Below are 22,042 nucleotides of genomic sequence, written 5' to 3' on the forward strand. Positions count from 1 at the left end.
GTGCCCGGGGGTGCAACACCGAAGGAAGCAACGTGAACACAGACAGACGCCTGCCCGCCGCTCCGGCGCCCCTGGGACTCTCGCGCCGGACGTTACTCAAGGCAGGCGGCCTCACCGCCCTCGCGGTCCCGGCGGTGTCCGCACCGGCCTTCGCCTCGACCCTGGTGTCCGACGGGGCCGACGCGTCCGACGCCACTTACGACGTCATCGTCATCGGCGCCGGGTACGCCGGTGTCACCGCCGCCCGCGAGCTGCGGGCGAAGGGGCTCAAACCGCTGATCCTGGAGGCACGCAACCGCATTGGCGGCCGCACCTTCACCTCCACCTTCCTGGGCCAGCAGATCGAGCTCGGCGCCCAGTGGATCGGCCCCACGCAGCCCCTGGTCAACGCCGAGCTGAAGCGCTACGGCATAGGCACGCTCTCCGGTACCCCGCCGACCCGCCTGATCATGCCGTCCGGCGGCAGCTTCAAGGAGTTCCCCCCGGACGAGGTCGACGCACGCTACGGCGACCTGATGAACCGGCTCTTCGAAGGGGCGCAGGACCTCTTCCCACAGCCGACCGATCCGCTCTACCGCAAGGACCTCGTCACCGCGGCGGACGGGCTGTCGCTGCGCGACCGGCTCAACCAGCTGCGGCTGTCCGCGGAGGACGAGAGCTGGCTCAGCGGAACGACCGCCGGCTACTCGGGCGGCTCCAGCTCCACGGGCGCGTACACGGCCCTGGCACAGTGGTGGTCCCTGGCCGGCTACAACGTCGCGGGGTACGAGGCCGTCATGTCCCAGCGCATCTCGGGCGGCATGGCCGCACTGCTGCAGGTCATGCTGAACGACGCGGGGGCCACGCTGCGCCTGAACTCCCCCGTGGCCTCGGTGGCCGACGACGGCGCGAAGGTCAGGGTCACCGTCTGCTCGGGGCAGGTGTATCAGGCGCGAGCCGCCGTGGTCGCGGTTCCGGTGAACGTGTGGAAAACCATCTCCTTCAGCCCAGGGCTGCCGACGGTGCACCGGCAGGCCACCACCCAGGGCGTCGGAGTGCCGTTCAGCGGCAAGCTGTGGATGCAGGTCAGTGGGCTCTCCGACCGGGTGGCGGCACGCGGGACCGAGGGCAGCCCGTTCACCACGCTGCTCTCCCAGGGGAACGTCGGCGGCGGCCAGCTCATGGTCGGCTTCAACAGTCTGCCGGTCCTCGACGGCGCGGACACCGCCGCGGTGCAGGACGCTGTGCGGAGGTTCCTGCCCGAGGCGAGCGTGCAGGAGGTGCTGGCGCACGACTGGGGCAAGGACCCGTATTCCCTCGGTGGTTGGGCGCTGCGGCGTCCGAGTCAGCTCACCGGCCAGCTGCCCGCCATCCAGCAGCCGCAGGGCCGGTTGTCGTTCGCCAGCGGTGACATCGCCACCGGCTGGGTCGGCTTCGTGGAGGGTGCCATCGAGTCGGGGCTGCGGGCCGCGCAGCAGGTGCTGAAGGTGACGGGGAGCACGTTGAGCCGCGCCGCCTCCTGACCGACGCGGTAAAAGGAGCCGGTCCCCACCCTGGGGGACCGGCTCCTTCTACGTCGCCGTCGCCGAAGCCGACCTGCACCCGGTGCCGGTGCCGGGTCGTCAGCGCCCGGCCGTCGCACCCGCGTGGAAGCCGCCGTCGAAGAAGAGCAGGCCCTGCCCGCCGGGCCCGCACAGCGAGTGCAGCACCGAGCCGATGAATATCGAGTGGTCGCCGGAGTCGTGGCAGTCGGCCAGTTCGCACTCCAGCCACGCCAGCGCTCCCGCGAGCAGGGGCGCGCCGGTGCGCGGGCCCGGCCGCCAGTCGACCGAGGCGAACTGCGGCGGGCCGAGCGGGCGCGACTTGTCGGCGAAGTAGCGTGCCAGGCCCTCCTGGTCCGCTCCCATGATGGACACGGCGAACCGTCGCTCGGACGTGATCGCCTTGTGCATGACGGCGCTGTGGGCCACGCAGCACAGCACCTGCGGCGGTTCCAGCGACACCGAGCTGAAGGCGTTGGCCGTCATGCCGTGCGTGTGCTCCCCGCCCACCGTGAGCGCCACGACACCGGTGGTGAACCGTGCCATGACCTCGCGCAGTGAAGCGGGCACCGCAACGGATGTCGAGGGCCCCTGATCGGACATGTCGTTCTCCCGTCGTTCGCGAGTTCGCGGCCAGTGCCCTCGCCCGAAATCCTGAACAAAGTCCACGACAACATATCCGGGAGAACCAGGCCTGCCTCCATTCGCAGGTCATCCCCCACTAATCTGGGCCCGGGCCAGGGCATTTACCGCGCCATGACCGCTCACTGGCGCCTGCGGCGCACATCTCCCGTAAGGTCGTCTCGATATGCCGGAGTCTTCGGTGATGACCGACCACAATGTCCTGACACCCACGGCGAAAAAGGGGCCGACATGAACTCTCCGTCGTCCGAGATCGAACTCGCAGAACCGCAGATGCTCCAGTTCCTGTCGTTCCTGGGAATCGACGTGGAGTATGTGCGCGCGGAGGGCAACACCCTCTACTTCCGCGACGAGAACGGCGAGGAGATTCCGGTCCTCGACTACGCCGGCGGATACGGCGCACTGATACTGGGCCACAACCATCCCGACCTCGTTGCTGCTGCAAGGGACTTCCTCGACTCCGGTACGCCCGTGCTGGCGCAGGCTTCCCGGCAGGCGGCGGCGAGCAAGGTCGCGGCCGCCCTGAACCGCATCGTGCGGCGCGAGTTCGGCGACCCGGAGCCGTACTACGCGGTGTTCTCCAACAGCGGCGCCGAGTCGATCGAAGTGGCCCTCAAACACGCGGAATTCGACCGGGTTCTGAAGGTCCGGGCGCTGGCGGCGGAGATCGCCTCGCATGTCGACGACGCGCGGGCGGCGCTGTCCGCCGGCGGGGTCGCAGTGGCGGACGGCGCCCTGCGCGCGGTCGGCGTCGAGACGGCCGGGCGGGGCGCAGCGGCTTTCGAGGACCTGGTGGCCGAAGTCCTGCGGCGCAACGCCGAGCAGGCCGCCAGGCCACCGGTGTTCCTCACACTGGAGGGCGGGTTCCACGGAAAGCTGGTCGGCAGCGTCCAGTTGACACACAACGCCTCGTTCCGGCTGCCGTTCGCAGCCATGGCGGCGCAGGCCCGCTTCCTGCCCGTGGACCAGCCACAGGCCGTCGCCAAGCTGGCCGCGGAGGAACGGGCCGGCGTGCTGGACGTGGTCGTCGAGGACGGCGAGGTGCGCCTCGTGGAGCGCCCGTTCCCCATCTTCGCCGCGTTCGTGCTGGAGGTCGTCCAGGGCGAGGGCGGGATCCGGCCGGTCTCGCCGGAGACGGCCCAGGCCGTGCGGCTCGCCTGCGACGCCGTGGACTGCCCCGTCGTCGTGGACGAGATCCAGAGCGGCATGGGCCGCACCGGGGCGTTCTTCGCCAGCTCGCTGATCGGCCTCAAGGCCGACTACTACGCGCTGGCCAAGGGACTGGGCGGCGGGATCGCCAAGGCCGCGGTGACACTCGTGCGCGAGAGCAGGTACCGCAAGGACTTCGAGCTGGTGCACAGTTCGACCTTCGCCAAGGACACGTTCTCCACCACGCTCGCCCTGAAGACCCTGGAGCTGCTCGAGGCCGGTGACGGCGAGGCGTATCGCCTGGCCGCACAGTGGGGCGACCGGCTGCTGTCGCTGTTCGGCACGCTGCGCGAGGAGTTCCCCGACGTGGTCAAGGACGTGCGCGGAAAGGGCCTGATGCTGGGGCTGGAGTTCCACGACCAGTCCGGCTCCGCGGCCACCGGGATCCGGGACGCGGCCGCCGCCGACATCCTCGGCTACGTCGTCTCCGGCTACCTGTTCCGCGCGCATCGCATTCGCACGTTCCCGACGGCAAGCGCTGTCAACACCCTCCGCTTCGAGCCGTCGGTCCTGCTGACCGACTCCGAGGTCGACCGCCTGGAGTCGGCGCTGCGAGAACTGTGCACCGTTCTGCGGGAACAGAACGAGCAGGTGCTGTTCGGCGGGTGACGGTCTCGTGTGAAAATCCCCGCAGTCACGGCCGACTTCCGTTGTTTTTCGGCCAGTTAAGGGCTCGTTACGTCCGGCTCACACCCGTTGGGGCGAGGCTCTGCGATACTCTGGCGGCTCTGGTTTCACCTGCACGTGTACGGCCGCCGGAGATGGAGGCAGGGGTGGGAGAATGAGCGTAAGGGTACGGCCGGTTTTCTGCGGCCTGGATGCCGCAATGGAAGTCATCAGCGGCAAGTGGAAAGTTCTCATCCTCTGGGCTCTTCGTCATCAGCCACAACGATTCGGCGCGCTGAAGCGGCTTGTGCCGGGGGTGAGCGAGAAGGTGTTGATCCAGCAGTTGCGCGAGCTGGAGGCGGACGGGATCGTACTGCGCACGACGTTCGACGATGCGCCGCTGCGGGTCGAGTACTCGCTGACCCCCATGGGGGTGGCGCTCAACGAGGCGCTCGAACCCCTCGGCTCCTGGGGCCGGGAGCATCTCCCGGCGCGGCCGGAGCGGGAAGTCGTCCCGGTCAAGGCCGCCGAGTCCTGACTGCGCGCACCGCTCGGCCCGGCGGCTGAAGACCCCCGGGCCGAGCGGTGTATGCGTGGACGACGGGTGAGCGACGGCCGGACAACCTGGACCGCCCACGGGAGCACTTACCCGTCCAGAGCAGTCACCCCGCCATTCGACAGGTCATGCCGGGGCGAAATCCCCGCGGCGGCTGGATGCACAGCAGCGAGCGTATGTAGCGTCGCCGGTCGTCCTGCCGGTCGCCGAGGCGCACGCGCAGCGCCCTGCGGAACCATTTGGCCGGATCCTTCCCCTCTGTCTTCGCGTCGTCGGGCAGCAGGCTGTCGAGCAGCTGGTCCACGGCGGCGTCCGACAGCGGGTCCAGGGTGAGCGTGGTGACGTGGCGCTTTCCGCCTCCCCACTCCGGGCGCAGCTGCAGCAGTTCCGGCCGGGCCGTGGCCACCACGAGCAGCGGTACGCCGGAGAAGTCCGCCAGGCCCGCGACGAAGTTCAGTGCGGCGTCGTCGGCGCTGTGCAGGTCGTCGACGAGCAGGACGAGCGGCCGCTCGAGCGTGGTGCGCTCGAGGAACCGGCGCCAGGTGGTCAGCTCGTCTCCCGTGCGAGTCAGGCGTACGGCGGCCTCGATGTCGGGGGCGACGAACTGCTCCAGGCACTCCAGCAGCCGCTGCCGGCGTTCCTCCTCCTCGACCAGCCGGTTGACGGTGAGCACAAGCTTCTCCCGGGCGGCCGCGGGTGGGTCGCCGGGCTCGATGCGGCACAGGGCCCGCACCAACTGCTGCTGGATCTCGAAGACACCGTCGGCAGCGGATCGCGGCGGCCAGCACACGCTTACGCGAGCCACGTGCGCACGGTCCTTGACCGTACGCCCGAGCTCGGCCAGGAAGCGTGTCTTGCCTATGCCGGGGTCACCCAGCACGGTGACCACGTGCGGGGTCGTACGGTGCCAGGTCCGCTCCAGCAGCTCGATCAGCAGCGACAACTCGGACTCCCGCTCCACCGTGGGAATCCTGAGGGTTCCCACGTACTCCGGCCGCATGCCCTGGACGGACCACTGCTCCTTGCCACCGTCGTCCCGCAGGGCGCGGTAGCCGATCATGTCCTCGGTCGCCGTACGGGTGTTGTCGCAGGCGTGGATCTCACCGGCCTGGGCGCGGGAAAGCAGCGAGTCGCAGGTGTCCAGCAGCTTGCCGGTGATGGACGACGGCTGCCCGAGGTCGCCGGGCCGATAGTGCACGACCGCCTCGCCGGTGGCGACCGCGGCGCGGAACGACAGGCCGCCCCCATTGCCGGACGGCGCTCCCGGGAGAACGGCCGACCGGAGTCCGTCCCGGGTCGCGAGCGCGGCGAGCACCGCCCGCTCGGCGTCGTCACCGCCCTCCTCGCCGGCATCGAACAGTGCCATCAGGATGGATCCGATCGCCGCGGTGACCCTGCCGCCGAAGTACTCGATGTTCTGGTGCACCCACCGTGACGCGCCCTCCAGCAGATCGTCGACCGCCTCGGCGTCGCCGTCCATGGTGCTGGTGTCCAACTGGGTGCGCATCAGCAGCACGCTGACCTGCCCGCGTCTGGTCGTCGCAGGCCCCGACTCGAGCCGGGGCTGCGCGGATCGCACGGCGCCCCTCACCGGAACCGCCTCGGCCGCCGCTTCGGGCTCGCGGTCGGGCACGGGTACCAAGGCCGAAACGGTCGGGGCCGACGCCGGCACGTCACCGGTCCGGCGGTCCGACCGGTCGTGGTACGGCCCGGGGGCACCGGATGGGCCCCGCCCGTGGCCTTCCGGCCGGAAGCCGTCCGGCCGATGGCCTTCCCGTCCGGTGGCGTCCGCGGCGGTCGGCGCGTCCTCGCGTGGGCCGGACAGCGACGCGAGGGGCACGGCGGACAGTGGCGCTGGAGGCCCGGAGGGACCCGGCAAGGCCGTCTCCCCGTAAGGCTCCCGGCCTCCGGGTGCCGCGGGCGCGCTGAGCCGGGGATCGTGGTTCAGGATGGCCTGCTGGAGGGTCTGCAGTTCACGGCCGGGTTCCAGGCCCAGTTCCTCCACCAGTACGGCACGCATCCGGCCGTAGACGTTCAAGGCGTCCGCCTGGCGTCCACTGCGGTACAGCGCGATCATGAGCTGCCCGCTGGAGCGCTCCCGCAGGGCCGTCTCCTCGACCATGGCCTCCAGCTCGCCCAGCACCACGTGGTGGCGACCCAGCGCGAGTTCCGCGTCGAAGTAGTCCTCCATGGCGTTGAGCCGTGCGTTCTGTACGGCGGACAACTCGGGCCAGTCGATCCCGGCCTCGACCAGGTCCGTCAGGACCGGCCCCCGCCACAGTTCCAGTGCCTCGCCCAGCAGCACCGCGGCATCCTCGGGCCGACCCGCCACGAGCGCCTCGCGCCCGCGCTCGGCCATGGTCTGGAAACGGTAGAGGTCGACGTCGTCGGGATCGACGGTCAGCTTGTAGCCGGGAGGCTGGGTCACCAGCGGCGCCGGGGCTCCTCCCGACGGGGTCAGAGCCCTGCGCAGACCCCAGACGGCGTTCTGCAGGATCTTCCGCGCCGAGGTCGGCGCATCGTCGACAGCCCACAGGGCGTCGAGCAGCTGGCTGGTCGATACGACCCGGTTCGCCTGCAGGAGCAGGTATCCGAGCGTAGCCCTCTGCTTCGTACCCCCGAGGCTGAGAAAAGAACCATCGTCCAAAGCCTCCAGAGGCCCCAGGACGCGAAATTGCACAGCTCCCCCTAGTCGCTCGCACAGGACACATCGGCCGCCGGAACCCTGTCTTCCAGGTTCCATGAAGGCGGACCGGGTCATACTTCGCGCGCACATTCGTCGTAGTGAAGGAGAACACGCTGAATCGTCTCAGCCACAGGACTCTTCGTTGAATCGGCAATGAACGACTCGAATACGGCGCCCGAGCGGGCCCTTTAAGCCATCGAGGGCATTTTTCAGCCGATCTCGACGCCGTAGCGGATGGCTTCTCTCCCGGGATCACGAAGCCCCATCAACCGGAACTGCATATTCCGATGGGCCGCTCCGAGGAAGTCCCGACCCTCAGGGTCCGATATCCGAATGGTGCACTTCGTCCGCATTGCCCGGCACGCCCTCCCCGTAAGTCACACGAGCCGACCTTAGACCAGCCGCCGACCCGGAGGTAAGTACTGACTTTCAGGTAACTGCTAACCGCCAGGTAAGCGGCCGACGGAGCCCCGGCCGGCCCACACCCGCACACCCACCGCCGGGTAACCGACAGCTCACCCGGCAGCCGGAGGAATGCGAAGTTACCCCACCATGACCAACCCTGGGTGGAATTCTGCGAGGCTTTCGAAAGTCGTAGTCCATCCGACCCGAACGCGTACACGGAGAGATTGGGAGAGGCATTTTCATGAGCAATCTAATCGACTTCGACATTCCCGAGGATCCGGACAAGCTGAACGAATTGTTCGTCCGCGTCTTCAACTCGGGCGACGGGGCCCTTTATGACGCCATGTACACCGACGACGCCGTCTCCAACATCTCCGGGGCCCCCTTGTCGGGTGCGGCCCGCACCGCGTTCTTCAAGGAATTCCTGGCCTCCGGCCCGAAGATCGACTCCCGCGTCCTGCACACGTACACCACCGGTGACACCTCGCTGCTGATCGTGGACTACTCCCTCGACATCCCCACCCCCGACGGCCAGACGCTCCACATGCACGGCACCTGCACCGACGTGCTGATCCGCAACGAGGACGGCGAATGGCGCCTGGCCGTCGACCGCCCGGTCCCGGACGAGGCACCGGCCGCCTAGGGTCCCGGCCCTCGGGTCACACCCCGGCCGCCGGGCCCGATGCGCCGGCGGCGCCCGCCTCTGTGCCCGGGCCCGCTCTCCCGTGCACAGAGGCTCTTTCCTTGCCCGGACTCTCCCGGAGCAGGCGGTTACCTCGTCATGACCGCCCCCGCGGAAGGTGAACAACAGCGAAGGAACATGCCATGGACCATCGGGCGGGGGCCCTACCGACGCACGGAGACGGACCGGAGTCCACGGCGGACGTGCGCCTGCTCCCCAGCCTCCAGGAACTGCTGCTGGCCGCGCTGACGCCGTTCTCCGCACACCCCACCTCCCCCACAGGCACGTCGTATCTGCCCGAGGCAGGCGCCAGGGCCGACAAGGAGACCTGAAACGTGACCACCACCGGACCGGATCCGCACGTCGACGTACGCACTCTTCCCGACGCCTTGCGACTGCGCAGCGAGAAGCAGCCCGACGAAACGGCCTACGTCTTCCTGCGCAACGGCGAGGAGCCGCACGAGTCGCTCACCTACCGCGAACTGCACGAGGCAGCCCGGCTGCGGGCCGCCGAGTTCGCCGCCGCGGGGCTGTCCGGCGGCAACGCCGTGCTGCTGTACCCCTCGGGCCTGGAATTCGTACGAACCCTCCTGGGGTGCATGTACGGACGCGTGGCCGGCGCTCCCGCGCAGGTACCCCGCCGCCGCGACGAGGTCCTGCGGCTCCGCCGGATCGCCGATGACGCGGGCACGTCGACCGTGCTGACCACAGCCGAGGTCGTCCGCGAGCTGCGGGAGCGCTTCGGCGACCTGCCCGCACTGGCCGGACTCACCCTGCTGGCCACCGACGCCACGGCCCACGACCCGGCCGTTCCCGACGGGGACTACGGCACGCCGACGCCTCCGGCGCCCGCGGACACCGCGCTGCTGCAGTACACGTCCGGCTCCACCGGCGACCCCAAGGGGGTCGTGGTCAGCCACGCCAACTTCCTTGCCAACGTTGTCGAAACCGACGAGCTGTGGCCGAGCGAGCCGCACGGCACGGTGGTGAACTGGCTCCCGCTCTTCCACGACATGGGCATGCTCTTCGGCGTCGTCCTGCCGCTGTGGGCGGGTGTCCCCTCGTATCTGATGGCCCCCGACGCGTTCATTCGCCGCCCGGCCCGCTGGCTGGAGGCCATCGCGCGGTTCCGCGGCACGCACGCCGCCGCGCCCAGTTTCGCCTACGAGTTGTGCGCGCGGGCCGCCGCGGAGGGCAGGACGGGTGGCGTGGGTGACCTGTCGAGCTGGCGCGTGGCCGCCAACGGCGCCGAGCCGGTGCGCTGGGGCACGATCCGGTCCTTCACCGACGCGTTCGCACCGTACGGCTTCGACTCCCGGGCCATGTGCCCCGGCTACGGCCTGGCGGAGAACACCCTCAAGGCCACCGGCACCCGTCAGGACCGCGCACCCGGCGTCCTGTGGCTGTCCGCCGAGGCCCTGCGCGACGGCGTCGCCGAGCCCGTCGGCGAGTCGGCAGAGGGCTCCGTTCCCGTGGTGAGCAGCGGCGGTACGGTCGCGCGCACCCGGGTGCGGATCGTGGACCCGGTCACCCGGCAGGACCTTGCGGAAGGCCGGGTCGGCGAGATCTGGGTCTCCGGCCCCTGCGTGGCCGGCGGTTACCTGGGCCGGCCCGAGGCCAGCGAGCACACCTTCCGCGCCCGGCTCGCACAGGACGACGGTTCCGGCGCCACGCACCTGCGCACCGGCGACCTCGGCTTCCTGTACGGCGGTGAACTGCACGTCACCGGACGGCTGAAGGACGTCATCATCCGCAAGGGCCGCAACCACTACCCACAGGACATCGAACTGTCCGTCGAGCGCGCCGCGCCGGGCCTGCACCCGAACTGTGCGGCCGCCTTCGCCTGCGACGACGGCGACCGCGAACGGCTGGTGGTGGTGGTCGAGGCCGACGGCCGGGTCCTCAACTCCGTGGGCCTCGAAGGCCTGTGCCGACGCGTCGGCGACGCCGTACGGGAGGCGCACCGGATCACCCCGGACGACGTCCTCGTCGTACGGCGTGGCATGCTGCCCAAGACCTCCAGCGGCAAGGTGCAGCGACGGGCCTGCAAGAAGCGCTACGAGGACGGCGAGCTGAGGGCCATGACGGCACCGGCTGCCGGCCACGCCGGAGGGGAGGAGTGATGGCCCGGCTCCGCGTGCCCGAGCGCCGCCCCGGATCACGCATTCTCGGCGTCGGCGTGTACCGGCCGACGCGAGTCGTGGGCAACGAAGAGATATGCGCCCGCATCGACTCCACCGACGAGTGGATCCGCCGCCGCTCCGGCATCGTCAGCCGGCGCTTCGCCGGCCCCGACGAGACCGTCATCACCATGGCGGTGGAGGCCGCCCGCAAGGCGATGGCCCAGTCCGGCACCCACCCGGGGGAGGTCGGGATGGTGCTGTTGGCCACCATGTCCTTCCTGGAACAGGCCCCGGCCGCTGCACCCCGGGTGGCCCATCAGTTGGGCGCCCGCTCCGCCGGCAGCCTGGACATCGCCGCCGCGTGCTCGGGCTTCTGCTACGCCCTCGGCCTGGCCGACTCGCTGGTGCGCTCCGGCGACGCCCGCTCCGTCGTGGTGATCGGCTCGGAGAAGATGAGCGACATCATCGATCCCGCGGACCGCGGCACGGCGTTTCTGTTCGGCGACGGCGCCGGTGCGGTCGTCGTCGGCCCGTCCGACACACCGGGCATCGGACCGGTGGTGTGGGGTTCCGACGGCGAACGACACCACATGATCGCCCACGACCGCACCTGGCTGCACGCCCGGGACACACCCGGCCCGTGGCCGACGTTGCGGATGGCCGGCCCCGAGGTGTTCCGCTGGGCGAGCCATGTCGTGCCGGAGATCTCCCGGCAGGCGGTGGAGCGGGCGGGTCTCGACATCGCCGACCTGGCTGCCTTCGTGCCCCACCAGGCCAACGCCCGAATCATCGACACCGCCGCGAAGTCCCTGGGCCTTGCCTCGCACACGGTCGTGGCCAAGGACGTCGTCACGGCCGGCAACACCTCGGCCGCGTCCATTCCGTTGGCCATGGACGAGTTGCTGTCCGAGGGCACGCTGTCCAGCGGCGACCCGGCACTGCTGGTCGGCTTCGGCGCCGGACTGGCCCACGCGGCGCAGGTGGTGGCCCTCCCCTGATCGCAACACGGCGGCCATGGCGCCCATCGCCCCGTCGGGTTCGGGCGGCGGCGAGTCGTCGAAGCCGGTGCCGGTGGCGATGCCGTCGCCGCCCTACCGCCAGGTGGTCCCTGTCGGTCGGGTCGAGGAGGTAAGGGTGGCTGCGCCGGGAGCCGGCCTCGACGCGGCGGCCGACGTCCCGTGCCCGACAGCCGCTCCGCACGTCACACCCCCCAAACCCACGGGCGGACCAGAGCTCCACGGTTTCACACCGTCCTGACCAGGTCTTGCATAGAGATTCTTCCGCCTGGCAGAAGCTGCCTTGCCGGGCCCGCACAGGAGTCACGACCCTGATTCCCACCACGGCCGCGGGGCGACGGAGCCCCGCCGACAGGGACGGGAACTGCCATGCCGCACATCACCGCGTTCGCCAGGAACCAGTGGTACGTCGCCGCCTACAGTCACGAGGTCGGGCGCGAGTTGCTCGGGCGGACGATCCTCGGGGAACCCCTCGTGTTCTACCGGGCGGAGGAGGACGGTACGCCCGTCGCCCTCAGCGACCGCTGTGTGCACCGCCGTTACCCGCTGTCGGAGAGCGGGCTCGACGGTGACCGGATCGTGTGCGGGTACCACGGGTTCACCTACGACCGGACCGGCGCGTGCGTGTACGTGCCGGGGCAGAAACGCATCCCGCGCACCGCCAGGGTCGCCTCCTACCCGGTGGTCGAGCAGGACTCGCTGGTGTGGGTGTGGGTCGGCGACCCGGCGCTCGCCGACGCGGACACCGTCCCGCGGGCCCGGCACCTCGACTCCCCCGGGTGGCTGACCGTCCGCGGCATGGAGCCCATCGACGCCGACTACGGCCTCCTCGTCGACAACCTCCTCGACCTCTCCCACGAGACCTATCTGCACGGCGGGTACATAGGCACCCCCGAGGTCGCCGAGACGCCCATCACCACCGAGGTCGACGAGGGCGCCGGGATCGTGCGGGTCAGCCGGCACATGGACGACGCCGAGTGCCCGCCGTTCTACGCCCGTTCGACCGGGATCGAGGGCCGGATCACGCGCTGGCAGGACATCGAGTACCACGCACCGTGCCTGTACCTGCTGCACAGCCGGATCGCGCCGACCGGCGTGGTGCCGGAGGCCGACGGCAGCGACCCGAACGGCTTCCACACCGAGATCACCTATGCGATCACCCCGTCCTCGGACGGCAAGGTGTACGACTTCTGGATGGTCTCCCGGGACTGGGCGACCGACGACGCCGAGGTCACCGAGTTCCTGCGGAGCAACAACCACACGGTGGTCATGCAGGACGTGGACGCCCTCAACCTCCTGCAGCGGACGCTGGGTTCGGAGCGGGCCGGCTACCAGGAGCTGAGCATCAACATCGACACCGGCGGCCTGGCCGCCCGCCGTATCCTCGCGCGGCTGGTCGAGGAGGGCGACAAGCCCGTGGAGAAGGTCCTGTGAGCACGCCGACCGGTGAGATCTACCGCATCGACTGGCTGCCGGGCACCGACGTCCTGCACGGCACCTGTCACTGCGGCGCCGAGCACACCGCCCAGGACCCGGTCGAGATGTGGGAGTGGATGCTCGGCCACCCTGAAGGCCACCAGCCTCCGGAGCGCACCTCATGAGCCTGTACGAAGCCGAACTCGTCGTGACGGAACGCGTGTCGGCGGCCGAGGGAGTAGTCGCCCTGACTCTGCGGCATCCGCTGGGCGAGGAACTGCCCGGCTGGGTTCCCGGAGCACATGTCGATGTCGTGCTCGGGCCGGAGCTGGAGCGGCAGTTCTCGCTCTGCGGGGATCCCGGGGACCGGTCACGCTGGCGGATCGCGGTCCTCAGGGAGCCGGACGGGCGGGGCGGATCCGCCCACGTCCACGAGCAGTTGGGCGTCGGCGACAAGGTGCGGGTGCGCGGGCCGCGGAACCACTTCCGGCTCGAACCCGCACTCCGCTACCGGTTCGTCGCGGGCGGCATCGGTATCACCCCGATCCTGCCGATGCTCGCCGCCGCCGAGGCCGCGGGCGCCGAGTGGACGCTGCTGTACGGCGGCCGGACCCGGCGGTCCATGGCGTTCACCGATGAGTTGGCGCGGTACGGGGGCGAGCGGGTCACCGTCGTTCCGCAGGACGAGTCCGGGCTGCTGGACCTGGCCGCCGTGCTCGACGACGTCCCGGACGGCACCCTCGTGTACTGCTGCGGTCCGGGGCCGCTGCTGGACGCGGTGGAGGCGCGCTGCCCGGCCGGGGTGCTGCGGGTCGAGCGGTTCCGGCCGAAGGACCAAGCGGCGGGCGAGGAGCGGGAGTTCGAGGTCGTCCTCGCGCAGAGCGGTCGTACCCTCACCGTCGCGCCCGGCGTCTCCGTGCTCGACACGGTCCGGGCCGCCGGGGTCGAGGTGCTCTACTCGTGCACCGAGGGCACCTGCGGGACCTGTGAGACGGATGTCCTCGAAGGCGACCCGGACCACCGGGACTCGGTGCTCACCGAGGAGGAGCGGGCGGCCGGGGAGACCATGCTCATCTGCGTGTCGCGGTGCCGAGGGGGGCGCCTGGTGCTGGATCTGTGATCCGCAGGTCCGCCTCGATCGCCGCCACGGCCGCCCGAAGACGTGGCAGCAGATCGCGGCGGACCGTCGTGACGGACATCCGCCCGGAGTGCACCGCGAGGCTCACCCCGGCCGCCGCCTGGCCGCTCCGGTCGCGGACCGGGGCGGCCAGTGACGTCACGCCGTCCTCGGGGTCGCCGTCGAGCAGCACGTACTCCTCCGGGTGTCCGGCTCCCGGCGGATCGGCCAGCATCGCGCGGCCCACCGCCGTACCGCGCGCCGGGAAGCGCGCCCCCACCGCGACGGCCGCCGCCATGACCCGCCGGGCCGGAACCTGGGCGACGCACACGACCACGTCCCCGTCCAGGACGCACAGCGCCGCCGACTCCCCCACCAGTGACGCGAGTTGCTCCAGGTGCGGGGCGGCGAGGCGCGGCAGGTCGAGGCCGGAGAGATAGGCGTAGCCGAGTTCCAGGATGCGCGGGGTGAGGCGGAACAGGCGGCCGTCCGAGTGGACGTAGCCCAGGTCCGCGAGGGTGAGCAGCAGGCGGCGGGCGGCCGCGCGGGTCAGGTCGCAGGCGCGGGCCACCTCGCTGAGCGTGCGCGCCGGGTGCTCGGCGTCGAAGGCGCGGATGACGGCCAGGCCGCGCTCGAAGGACCTCACGAAGTGCGGTGCACGGGCGTTCACGGGCATCATCGCCTCCCCGGTCCGACATGGCCGACACCCGGAACACGGTGAGAGCGCGGTTCGATAACTGTCAACAATTTTGTCAGCCAAGCCCATTGACCCGCTCCTCCGGCCGGTTCTACCGTCCCGCTCAGCACCCCCCGATCGAGCACCACTGTGCGCAGTGCGCACAGCCTGTCGGAACACCGTTGTCTGCACAGGAGGAGCCATGCGTCGTCTGCTCGCCGGTCTCGCCACCGGCACCTTCCTGCTCGCCACGGCGGCCTGCGGCTCCTCCGGGGGCTCGTCGTCCACCGCCACCTCGTCGGGCGGCACCACCACGGTCAAGGTGGGGATCATCCCCATCGTCGACGTGGCACCCCTCTATCTCGGCCAGAAGGAGGGCTTCTTCAGCAAGCGCGGCCTGAAGCTGTCGACGACCCTCGCGCAGGGCGGCGCGGCCATCGTGCCCGGTGTGACGAGTGGTCAGTTCCAGTTCGGCTTCAGCAACATGACCTCGCTGATGATCGCGCAGTCCAACGGCGTGCCGGTGCAGGCGATCGCCAACGGCGTGGCCTCGACGGGCGTGGCCGGCAAGGACTTCGGCGGGCTCGTCGTGAAGAAGGGCAGCAGCATCACGTCGCCGAAGCAGCTGGAGGGCAAGAAGGTCGCCGTCAACACGCTGAAGAACATCAACGAGACCGCCGTACGCGAGTCCGTGCGCAAGGCGGGCGGCGACCCGGACAAGGTGAACTTCGTCGAGCTCGCCTTCGACCAGATGCCGGCCGCGCTCGACAAGGGCCAGATCGACGCGGCGATGGCCGTCGAACCGGCGCTTGCCACCATGAAGCTCCAGGGCGCCAGCGAGATCGCCTCGCCGCTGGTCGACGTGGGCCAGAACCTCACCGTCGCCATGTACTTCACGTCGACGTCGTACGCGCAGAAGAACCCGGCCGTCGTGAAGAAGTTCCAGGAGGCCGTCGCGGAGTCGCTGTCCTACGCCGACGCGCACCCGGACGAGGTCCGGCAGATCGTCACCACCTACACCAAGACCCCGGCGGATGTCCTGGCGAAGGTGACGCTGCCCAAGTGGCCCGCCGAGGCGAACCGTTCGTCGATCGAGACGCTGGAGAAGCTCAGCGAGCAGGACGGCCTCTTCAAGACGGCCCCCGACCTGGACAAGCTGCTGCCGTGACCAAACCCGTGAAGGGTCCCGTGAAGGGTCTGAACGCCATGCTCGGCGCGGGCGGGCTCGCGGCCTTCCTCGCCCTCGGCGAGGCGGTGCCGCGGCTCGGCCTGGTCAAGGCGGACTACTTCCCGCCGACCAGCCGGATCGCCCGCGCCCTCGGCACCGAACTCGCCGACGGCGCCTTCTGGTCGGCGCTCCGCGACACCCTCACCGGCTGGGCGGTGGGCCTGGCCGTCGCGGTCGGCGCCGGCATCGTGGCCGGCGTCGTCCTCTCGGTCGTCCCGCACCTGCGCGCGGCCACCGCCTCCACGATCGAGTTCCTCCGCCCGATCCCCTCGGTCGCCCTGATCCCCCTCGCCATCCTCCTCTACGGCACCGAACTCCGCTCGGTCCTCCTCCTCGTCGTCTACGCCTCCTTCTGGCAGGTGCTGATCCAGGTGATGTACGGCGTCCAGGACGTCGACCCGGTCGCCGAGGAGACGGCGCGGTCGTACGGTCTCGGCACCTGGGCCCGGATCCGGCACGTGCTGTGGCCGACCGCGCTGCCGTACGTGATGACCGGCGTCCGGCTGGCCGCCGCGGTCGCGCTGATCCTCACCATCACCGCCGAACTCGTCATCGGGGCGCCGGGGTTGGGGCAGCAGATCGCGGTGGCCCAGGCCTCGCAGGCGGTACCGGACATGTACGCCCTGATCGTGGTGACCGGGCTGCTCGGGCTGGCCATCAACGTGGGCGCGCGGTCGGTGGAGCGACGGGCGCTGGCCTGGCACCAGTCGGTGCGCGGGGAGGTGGCGGTGTGAGGAACGTACTGCTGAGGGTCGGGTACGTCCTCGTCCTGCCCGCCGTCCTGGTGGCGCTGTGGTGGCTGGCCTCCGCCGGCAGCACGAACGTCTACTGGCCGCCGCTGCGCACGATCCTGAGGACCTTCCCGGACGTGTGGACCGGCGAGCGGCTCCGTGAGGACCTGCTGCGCAGTGTGCTGCGGCTGCTCGCCGGGTACGCGTCGGCGGCCGTCGTGGGCGTGGCCCTGGGCACGGTCATCGGCTCGTACCGGCGGGTGCGGGCGGTGTGCGAACCGGTCCTGGAGTTCCTGCGGGCGGTGCCGCCGCCCGTCCTCGTCCCGGTCATCATGCTGTTCGCGGGCATCGGCGACGCCATGAAGATCGTGGTGATCGCCAGCGGTTGCGTCTGGCCGATCCTGCTGAACACGGTCGAGGGCGTCCGGGCGGTCGACCCGGTGATGGCGGAGACGGCGCGTTCCTACGGCATCACGGGCACGGCAAGGCTGCGTACGCTGGTGCTGCGTTCGGCGAGTCCGCAGATCTTCGCGGGCCTGCGGCAGGCGCTGTCGATCGGGATCATCCTGATGGTCATCAGCGAGATGTTCGCAGCCAGCAACGGGCTCGGTTTCACCATCGTGCAGTTCCAGCGCGAGTTCGCGATCCCCGACATGTGGACCGGGATCCTGCTGCTGGGCCTGCTCGGCTTCGTGCTGTCGGTGGTCTTCCAGGCGGTCGAGCGGCGGGTGCTCGGCTGGTACCACGGGCTGCGCGCGACAACCCGGCGGTCCTGAATGAACCTCGCGAAGGGGCGGTCCATGCTCGACGTACGCGGCCTGAAGAAGGTCTACGACGGATCCGGCCGCCGCATCGAGGCGGTGCGGGACCTCACCTTCACCGTGGCGGCGGGCGAACTCGTCTGTCTGGTCGGCCCGTCGGGCTGCGGCAAGACCACCCTGCTGAAGTGCATGGGCGGCCTGCTCACCCCGACCGGTGGTGAAGTCCTCCTGCAGGGGCGGAAGGTGACCGGGCCGCCGCCCGGGATGGCGTTCGTCTTCCAGGAGTACGGCCGCAGCCTGTTCGCCTGGATGCGGGTCGCCGAGAACGTCGAACTCCCGCTGAAACAGAAGCGTTTGCCGCGCGAGCGGCGGAAGGAGCTGGTCGCCGACGCGCTCGGCTCGGTCGGTCTCGCGGACGCCGCCGGCGCCTACCCGTGGCAGCTCTCCGGCGGTATGCAGCAGCGGGTGGCGATCGCGCGCGCCCTCGCCTACGAGCCCCAGGTCCTGCTGATGGACGAGCCGTTCGCGGCCGTGGACGCGCAGACCCGGGCCGATCTGGAAGACCTGGTCCGGGGGTTGTGGCAGGAGCGCGGGATCACGATCCTGTTCGTCACGCACGACATCGACGAGGCGGTCTACCTGGGACAGCGGGTGATCGTCCTTTCCGCCTCCCCGACCGTCGTCCAGGAACAGCTGAAGGTCGATCTGCCGGACGAGCGCGACCAGTTGCACACACGGGTCGCCCCGCGCTTCGCCGAGCTGCGGACCCATGTGTACGAGCAGATCCAGGCGGCGAAGCGCGGGGTTCCCCGGGGGGAGGACCCGGTCACGACGTCAGATACGCCTCCACCTCACTGAACTGGCCGGCCGGCCAGCCGTCGTTGGCGGTGACGGTGAGCCGCAGGTAGCGCAGGTTGGTGGAGCTGGGCAGGGGCACGGTGACGGTGTTGCCGGTGGCCGGGTCGAAGCGGTAGCCCGTGGAGCCCACCACGGTCGAATAGTTCGACCCGTCGGTGCTGCCCAGCACGGTGACGGTCTCGGTCCGCGCGCTCCAGGCCGAGGACGGGGGCAGCTTCAGCACCACCCGCCGGGCCGCGTAGGAGGCGCCGAGGTCGACGGTCAGCGACTGCGGGAAGGCGTTGTTGGTGGACTCCCAGTAGCTGTTCGCGTCGCCGTCGACCGCCTTGCCGGGGGTGTAGACGTCCTGCGAGCCGGTGGCGGTCGCCGGGCGGCCCTTGGCGAGGTTGCGGTTCGGGTCCGGGTCGGGGTTGCCCTGCCCCGGCGTCGGCCAGGTGGAGCAGTCCGACCAGGTGCTGGACCAGCCGGAGTTGCCGCCGCCGTCGGTGAGGGCGAAGGAGCCGGAGTTCGCCGGGTAGGGGCAGTTGTAGATGCCGGCCGCGCCGACTCCGGTGGCGGTGACGTTGCGGAAGGCGGCGGCGCCCTGCGCCTCGGCCTGGACCACCACCGTCCCGGTGTTCTGCACGGTCGCGCCGGTCACGTTGACGTTGCGGACCGCGTACCCCTGCCCGCCGCCGGAGACGAACTCGAAGGCGCTGTACGGGCTGTTGGTGACCGTGGTGTTGGTGATGTTGACGGTGGCGTTGATGGCGCTGTCGTAGGAGTCGACGCGCAGCGCGCCCATCGGGTGGTTCCAGTTGGGGTTCATCGCGCCCGTGCGCACCAGCGTGTTCCCGTCGACCGTGATGGTGCCGGACAGCGGGGAGAACGGGTCGAGGAACTTCTGGTTGGAGATGGCGATACCGCTGCCGAGGGCGTTGGTGTCGGAGATCAGGTTGTTCTTCACCGAGATGTCGGTGCCGCCGTAGATCGCGATGCCGTTGGCCAGGTTCGGCTGGGAGATGGTGTTGCCGGTGAAGCTGGAGTTGGAGTCGGGCGAGTTCAGCGACCACATGGCGAGGGAGTCGTCGCCCTGGTTGCGCAGGAAGTTGTTGCGGACCTGGACGCCGTGGGCGTTGCCGTTGAGGTTGAGGCCGTCGGCGGTGGTGTCGAGGATGCGGCTGTTCTCGACGACGAGGTTGTCGTTGTTGCCGGTCAGCCAGAACCCGCACTTGAGGTGCTGGATCCACATGCCGGAGACCGAACTGTTGGGTCCGAGCGAGCCGTTGACGAAGTTGTCCGGGTTGGAGTCGACGCGTTCGGTGACCTCGCCGATGACCGCGAAGTTGTTGATGTGGACGTTCCCGGAGGAGCTGGACTGGTCGATGAACCGGGACGTGTGCACGACCGAGTACCAGCTGCCGGCGCCAAGGAGGGTCACGTTCTGGACGCCGCTCAGGGAGGACGTCAGTTTGTAGTCGCCCGGCGGGATCCACACCGTCCCGCCCTGGGCGGCGGAGATGGCGTCCCGGAAGGCCTGGGTGGAGTCGCCGTTGCCGCTGGGGTCGGCGCCCTTGGAGACGACGGACACCGATCCGGCGGGCTGCGCGGCGGCTGCGGCGACCTGCTCGAAGTCGGCGACGTCCACGGTGACCTGGGTGCCGGTGGACTCGAAGGCGACCTTGTCGCCGGCCTGGATGTTCTGGCCGAGCAGCAGCCGGGCGTTGTCGAAGAAGTGGTGCTGCTTGGCACCGGCGATCCAGCCGGTGTCGACGTAGGAGTACTTCGACGTGACGGCCAGGGTCTTTGCCAGCTTGACCCCGTTGACGTACACGTTCAGGGTGCCGGTCTGGCCGTCGGGCACGCTGTAGGACAGGTTCACGGCGTTGGACGCCTGGGGTGCGGTGAACTCGACCCGCTGCCCGGAGGTCAGGCGGACGGCCTGGCGGCCGGAGGCCTCGGAGGCGAGGGTGCCCTGGGTGTAGTCGGGGCCGATCTTGGTGCCGGTGGTGGTCGCCGACTCCGCCTCCACCGAGGTGAAGGGGAGGCTCGCGCCCGCGGCCGCGTGGGCGGCGGGCGCGAGGGCGACGAGCATGCCCGCGGCGAGCGCCACGGCGGCCGCCGCGGCTGGCATGCTCCTGACAGTTCTGGTTGTGCTGCGCTGCATGTGCTGATCCCTTCGGAGGTGGGGGGACGGGGATAGCGCGAGCGGTACCGGCGGCTCAGTTCGTCAGCCAGGCCGCCGTGTCCTGCGGCAGCCGGCCTTCGTCGTCCAACGGGCCGCTGCTGAGCAGGAGTTCGGAGTGGGCGGGGAGCTCGGCGGGGGTGGCGCCCAGGTTGACCACGCACGTCACGCCCTCGCCGCGGGTGAAGGCGAGCACACCCTCGGGGGCGGGCAGCCAGGTCAGCGGGCCGTCCCCGAAGCGCGGGCGCAGGGCGACGGCGCGCCGGTACAGGGCGAGCATGGAACCGGCGTCGTCCTGCTGCCGGTCGACCGCGTACGACTCCCAGCCGGCCGGCTGCGGCAGCCACGGCTCCTCCCGTGAGCCGAAGCCCGCGTACGGCGCCCCGGCCGCCCAGGGCAGCGGCACCCGGCAGCCGTCCCGGCCGGGGTCGGTGCCGCCGGACCGGAAGTACATCGGGTCCTGGATGCGGTCGGCCGGGATGTCGGCCTCGGGCAGCCCCAGCTCCTCGCCCTGGTAGATGTACACCGCGCCGGGCAGGGCCAGCGACAGCAGCGCGGCCGCACGGGCCCTGCGCGTCCCCAACTCCAGGTCGGTCGGGACGCCGAAGGCCTTGGCCGCGAAGTCGAAGGCGGTGTCCTCGCGGCCGTACCGGGTGGCCGTACGGGTCACGTCGTGGTTGCACAGCACCCAGGTGGCGGGGGCGCCGACCGGGGCGTGCTCGGCGAGGGTGGTGTCGATCGAGGTCCGCAGCCGGGCCCCGTCCCAGGGGCAGGACAGGAAGGAGAAGTTGAAGGCCGTGTGGAGTTCGTCGGGGCGCAGGTAGCGGGCGAAGCGTTCGGCGTCGGGGAGCCAGACCTCGCCGACGAAGACACCGTCGTAGGCGTCGGCGACCGCGCGCCAGGCGCGGTAGACGTCGTGGAGTTCGTCGCGGTCGACGAAGGGGTGGGGGTGCGGGTGCGAGGCCAGGTCGGGCAGGTCCGGGTCCTTGGCGAGCAGGGCGGCCGAGTCGATGCGGACGCCCGCGACGCCCCGCTCGAACCAGAAGCGCAGGATGTCCTCGTGCTCCTGGTGGACCGCCGGGTGGGCCCAGTTGAGGTCGGGCTGTTCCGGGGTGAAGAGGTGGAGGTACCACTCGCCGTCGGGCAGCCGGGTCCAGACCGGTTCGGTGGAGCCGACGAACTGCGACGGCCAGTCGTTGGGCGGCAGGTCGCCGTTCGGGCCGCGGCCGGGGCGGAAGTGGAACAGCTCGCGCTCCGGGCTGCCCGGCCCGGCGGCCAGTGCCGCCTGGAACCACGGGTGTTGGTCGGACACGTGGTTCGGGACGATGTCGACGATCGTCCGGATGCCCAGCTCGCGCGCCTCCGCGATGAGTTTCTCGGCCTCGGCGAGGGTGCCGAAGGCCGGGTCGATGGCCCGGTAGTCGGCGACGTCGTAGCCGCCGTCCTTCATGGGTGACGGGTACCAGGGGCTGAACCACAGCGCGTCCACGCCGAGTTCGGCGAGGTACGGCAGCTTTGCGCGGACGCCCGCGAGGTCGCCGGTGCCGTCGCCGTCGTTGTCGGCGAAGCTGCGGACGTACACCTGGTAGATGACGGCCGAACGCCACCAGTCCTGGTCCTTCGGGGCATGGCTGGGCTGTCCCACT

General features: G+C 70.5%; 19 protein-coding genes. 14 read left to right on the top strand and 5 right to left on the bottom strand.

Translation table 11 applies throughout. The features are described from left to right. The first annotated feature begins 32 nt into the window (after nucleotides 1–32). A complete protein-coding gene (locus ABT137_RS39855; protein WP_351716635.1) occupies nucleotides 33–1,502 on the top strand; it encodes a flavin monoamine oxidase family protein in 1,470 nt (489 codons plus the stop codon). A 99-nt stretch (nucleotides 1,503–1,601) separates the two neighbouring features. Here ABT137_RS39855 and ABT137_RS39860 read toward each other — a convergent pair whose 3' ends face one another. Next, nucleotides 1,602–2,123 carry a flavin reductase family protein gene (locus tag ABT137_RS39860; protein ID WP_351716638.1) on the bottom strand — a complete coding sequence of 174 codons (522 nt, stop codon included), beginning with the start codon at nucleotides 2,121–2,123 and terminating at the stop codon, nucleotides 1,602–1,604. 270 nt (nucleotides 2,124–2,393) lie between these two features. On the opposite strand from ABT137_RS39860, the gene ABT137_RS39865 reads away from it, so the two are divergent. Together ABT137_RS39865 and ABT137_RS39870 are read left to right on the top strand one after the other, a co-directional pair. Then, complete coding sequence (locus ABT137_RS39865; RefSeq protein ID WP_351716639.1) at nucleotides 2,394–3,980, top strand: aspartate aminotransferase family protein; 1,587 nt, start codon at nucleotides 2,394–2,396, stop codon at nucleotides 3,978–3,980. Nucleotides 3,981–4,197: 217 nt separating this feature from the next. Continuing rightward, nucleotides 4,198–4,515, top strand: coding sequence for a winged helix-turn-helix transcriptional regulator (locus ABT137_RS39870; protein WP_502984651.1), 318 nt, complete (start codon nucleotides 4,198–4,200; stop codon nucleotides 4,513–4,515). Nucleotides 4,516–4,639: 124 nt separating this feature from the next. Here the strand turns inward: ABT137_RS39870 and ABT137_RS39875 are convergent, their stop codons facing one another. Continuing rightward, nucleotides 4,640–7,180 carry an ATP-binding protein gene (locus tag ABT137_RS39875; RefSeq protein WP_351716643.1) on the bottom strand — a complete coding sequence of 847 codons (2,541 nt, stop codon included), beginning with the start codon at nucleotides 7,178–7,180 and terminating at the stop codon, nucleotides 4,640–4,642. 685 nt (nucleotides 7,181–7,865) lie between these two features. Between ABT137_RS39875 and ABT137_RS39880 the strand changes: the two genes are divergently transcribed. From ABT137_RS39880 to ABT137_RS39910, 7 genes are all read left to right on the top strand, one after another. Further along, nucleotides 7,866–8,267, top strand: a complete 402-nt coding sequence (locus ABT137_RS39880; protein WP_351716645.1) for a YybH family protein — start codon at nucleotides 7,866–7,868, stop codon at nucleotides 8,265–8,267. A gap of 182 nt (nucleotides 8,268–8,449) precedes the next feature. Then, complete coding sequence (locus tag ABT137_RS39885; protein ID WP_351716648.1) at nucleotides 8,450–8,638, top strand: hypothetical protein; 189 nt, start codon at nucleotides 8,450–8,452, stop codon at nucleotides 8,636–8,638. Nucleotides 8,639–8,641: 3 nt separating this feature from the next. Beyond that, complete coding sequence (locus ABT137_RS39890; RefSeq protein WP_351716649.1) at nucleotides 8,642–10,429, top strand: fatty acyl-AMP ligase; 1,788 nt, start codon at nucleotides 8,642–8,644, stop codon at nucleotides 10,427–10,429. Beyond that, a complete protein-coding gene (locus tag ABT137_RS39895; RefSeq protein WP_351716651.1) occupies nucleotides 10,429–11,427 on the top strand; it encodes a beta-ketoacyl-ACP synthase III in 999 nt (332 codons plus the stop codon). The genes ABT137_RS39890 and ABT137_RS39895 overlap by 1 nt, the downstream gene beginning before the upstream one ends. A 387-nt stretch (nucleotides 11,428–11,814) precedes the next feature. Then, nucleotides 11,815–12,879 (top strand): Rieske 2Fe-2S domain-containing protein, encoded by a 1,065-nt coding sequence (locus ABT137_RS39900; RefSeq protein WP_351716654.1) that lies wholly within the window; start codon nucleotides 11,815–11,817, stop codon nucleotides 12,877–12,879. After that, nucleotides 12,876–13,046: a hypothetical protein gene (locus tag ABT137_RS39905; protein ID WP_351716656.1), complete on the top strand. Its 171-nt coding sequence runs from the start codon at nucleotides 12,876–12,878 to the stop codon at nucleotides 13,044–13,046. Before ABT137_RS39900 ends, ABT137_RS39905 begins: the two co-directional genes overlap by 4 nt. Further along, complete coding sequence (locus ABT137_RS39910; RefSeq protein WP_351716658.1) at nucleotides 13,043–13,981, top strand: PDR/VanB family oxidoreductase; 939 nt, start codon at nucleotides 13,043–13,045, stop codon at nucleotides 13,979–13,981. Before ABT137_RS39905 ends, ABT137_RS39910 begins: the two co-directional genes overlap by 4 nt. On the opposite strand, the gene ABT137_RS39915 is transcribed toward ABT137_RS39910, so the two are convergent. After that, nucleotides 13,932–14,654: an IclR family transcriptional regulator domain-containing protein gene (locus ABT137_RS39915; RefSeq protein WP_351716661.1), complete on the bottom strand. Its 723-nt coding sequence runs from the start codon at nucleotides 14,652–14,654 to the stop codon at nucleotides 13,932–13,934. The genes ABT137_RS39910 and ABT137_RS39915 overlap by 50 nt on opposite strands. Before the next feature lie 202 nt (nucleotides 14,655–14,856). Here ABT137_RS39915 and ABT137_RS39920 point away from each other — a divergent pair, with 202 nt between their 5' ends. The 4 genes from ABT137_RS39920 to ABT137_RS39935 are packed head-to-tail and all read left to right on the top strand — an operon-like array spanning nucleotide 14,857 to nucleotide 18,232. After that, nucleotides 14,857–15,822: an ABC transporter substrate-binding protein gene (locus ABT137_RS39920; protein ID WP_351716663.1), complete on the top strand. Its 966-nt coding sequence runs from the start codon at nucleotides 14,857–14,859 to the stop codon at nucleotides 15,820–15,822. A 38-nt stretch (nucleotides 15,823–15,860) separates the two neighbouring features. After that, nucleotides 15,861–16,616 (top strand): ABC transporter permease, encoded by a 756-nt coding sequence (locus tag ABT137_RS39925; protein WP_502984652.1) that lies wholly within the window; start codon nucleotides 15,861–15,863, stop codon nucleotides 16,614–16,616. Then, nucleotides 16,613–17,389 (top strand): ABC transporter permease, encoded by a 777-nt coding sequence (locus tag ABT137_RS39930; protein ID WP_351716665.1) that lies wholly within the window; start codon nucleotides 16,613–16,615, stop codon nucleotides 17,387–17,389. Before ABT137_RS39925 ends, ABT137_RS39930 begins: the two co-directional genes overlap by 4 nt. 24 nt (nucleotides 17,390–17,413) lie before the next feature. Beyond that, nucleotides 17,414–18,232, top strand: a complete 819-nt coding sequence (locus ABT137_RS39935; protein ID WP_351716667.1) for an ABC transporter ATP-binding protein — start codon at nucleotides 17,414–17,416, stop codon at nucleotides 18,230–18,232. Here ABT137_RS39935 and ABT137_RS39940 read toward each other — a convergent pair. Beyond that, nucleotides 18,201–20,378, bottom strand: a complete 2,178-nt coding sequence (locus ABT137_RS39940; RefSeq protein ID WP_351716670.1) for a discoidin domain-containing protein — start codon at nucleotides 20,376–20,378, stop codon at nucleotides 18,201–18,203. The genes ABT137_RS39935 and ABT137_RS39940 overlap by 32 nt on opposite strands. Nucleotides 20,379–20,433: 55 nt before the next feature. After that, the gene (locus ABT137_RS39945; RefSeq protein WP_351716673.1) at nucleotides 20,434–22,041 is read right to left on the bottom strand and encodes a glycoside hydrolase family 13 protein; all 1,608 of its coding nucleotides are present in this window, start codon (nucleotides 22,039–22,041) and stop codon (nucleotides 20,434–20,436) included. Between the last annotated feature and the right edge of the window lies 1 nt (nucleotide 22,042).

This window comes from Streptomyces sp. NPDC001980 (assembly GCF_040296885.1).
GTDB lineage: Bacteria > Actinomycetota > Actinomycetes > Streptomycetales > Streptomycetaceae > Streptomyces.

Excerpts from the sequence above, each read along its gene's own strand:
- ABT137_RS39880 (WP_351716645.1), top strand. The coding sequence starts at position 7,866 with ATGAGCAATCTAATCGACTTCGACATTCCCGAGGATCCGGACAAGCTG.
- ABT137_RS39910 (WP_351716658.1), top strand. The coding sequence starts at position 13,043 with ATGAGCCTGTACGAAGCCGAACTCGTCGTGACGGAACGCGTGTCGGCG.
- ABT137_RS39885 (WP_351716648.1), top strand. The coding sequence starts at position 8,450 with ATGGACCATCGGGCGGGGGCCCTACCGACGCACGGAGACGGACCGGAG.
- ABT137_RS39935 (WP_351716667.1), top strand. The coding sequence starts at position 17,414 with ATGCTCGACGTACGCGGCCTGAAGAAGGTCTACGACGGATCCGGCCGC.
- ABT137_RS39940 (WP_351716670.1), bottom strand. The coding sequence starts at position 20,378 with ATGCAGCGCAGCACAACCAGAACTGTCAGGAGCATGCCAGCCGCGGCG.
- ABT137_RS39860 (WP_351716638.1), bottom strand. The coding sequence starts at position 2,123 with ATGTCCGATCAGGGGCCCTCGACATCCGTTGCGGTGCCCGCTTCACTG.
- ABT137_RS39865 (WP_351716639.1), top strand. The coding sequence starts at position 2,394 with ATGAACTCTCCGTCGTCCGAGATCGAACTCGCAGAACCGCAGATGCTC.
- ABT137_RS39925 (WP_502984652.1), top strand. The coding sequence starts at position 15,861 with ATGCTCGGCGCGGGCGGGCTCGCGGCCTTCCTCGCCCTCGGCGAGGCG.
- ABT137_RS39900 (WP_351716654.1), top strand. The coding sequence starts at position 11,815 with ATGCCGCACATCACCGCGTTCGCCAGGAACCAGTGGTACGTCGCCGCC.
- ABT137_RS39895 (WP_351716651.1), top strand. The coding sequence starts at position 10,429 with ATGGCCCGGCTCCGCGTGCCCGAGCGCCGCCCCGGATCACGCATTCTC.
- ABT137_RS39920 (WP_351716663.1), top strand. The coding sequence starts at position 14,857 with ATGCGTCGTCTGCTCGCCGGTCTCGCCACCGGCACCTTCCTGCTCGCC.
- ABT137_RS39915 (WP_351716661.1), bottom strand. The coding sequence starts at position 14,654 with ATGCCCGTGAACGCCCGTGCACCGCACTTCGTGAGGTCCTTCGAGCGC.
- ABT137_RS39870 (WP_502984651.1), top strand. The coding sequence starts at position 4,198 with ATGGAAGTCATCAGCGGCAAGTGGAAAGTTCTCATCCTCTGGGCTCTT.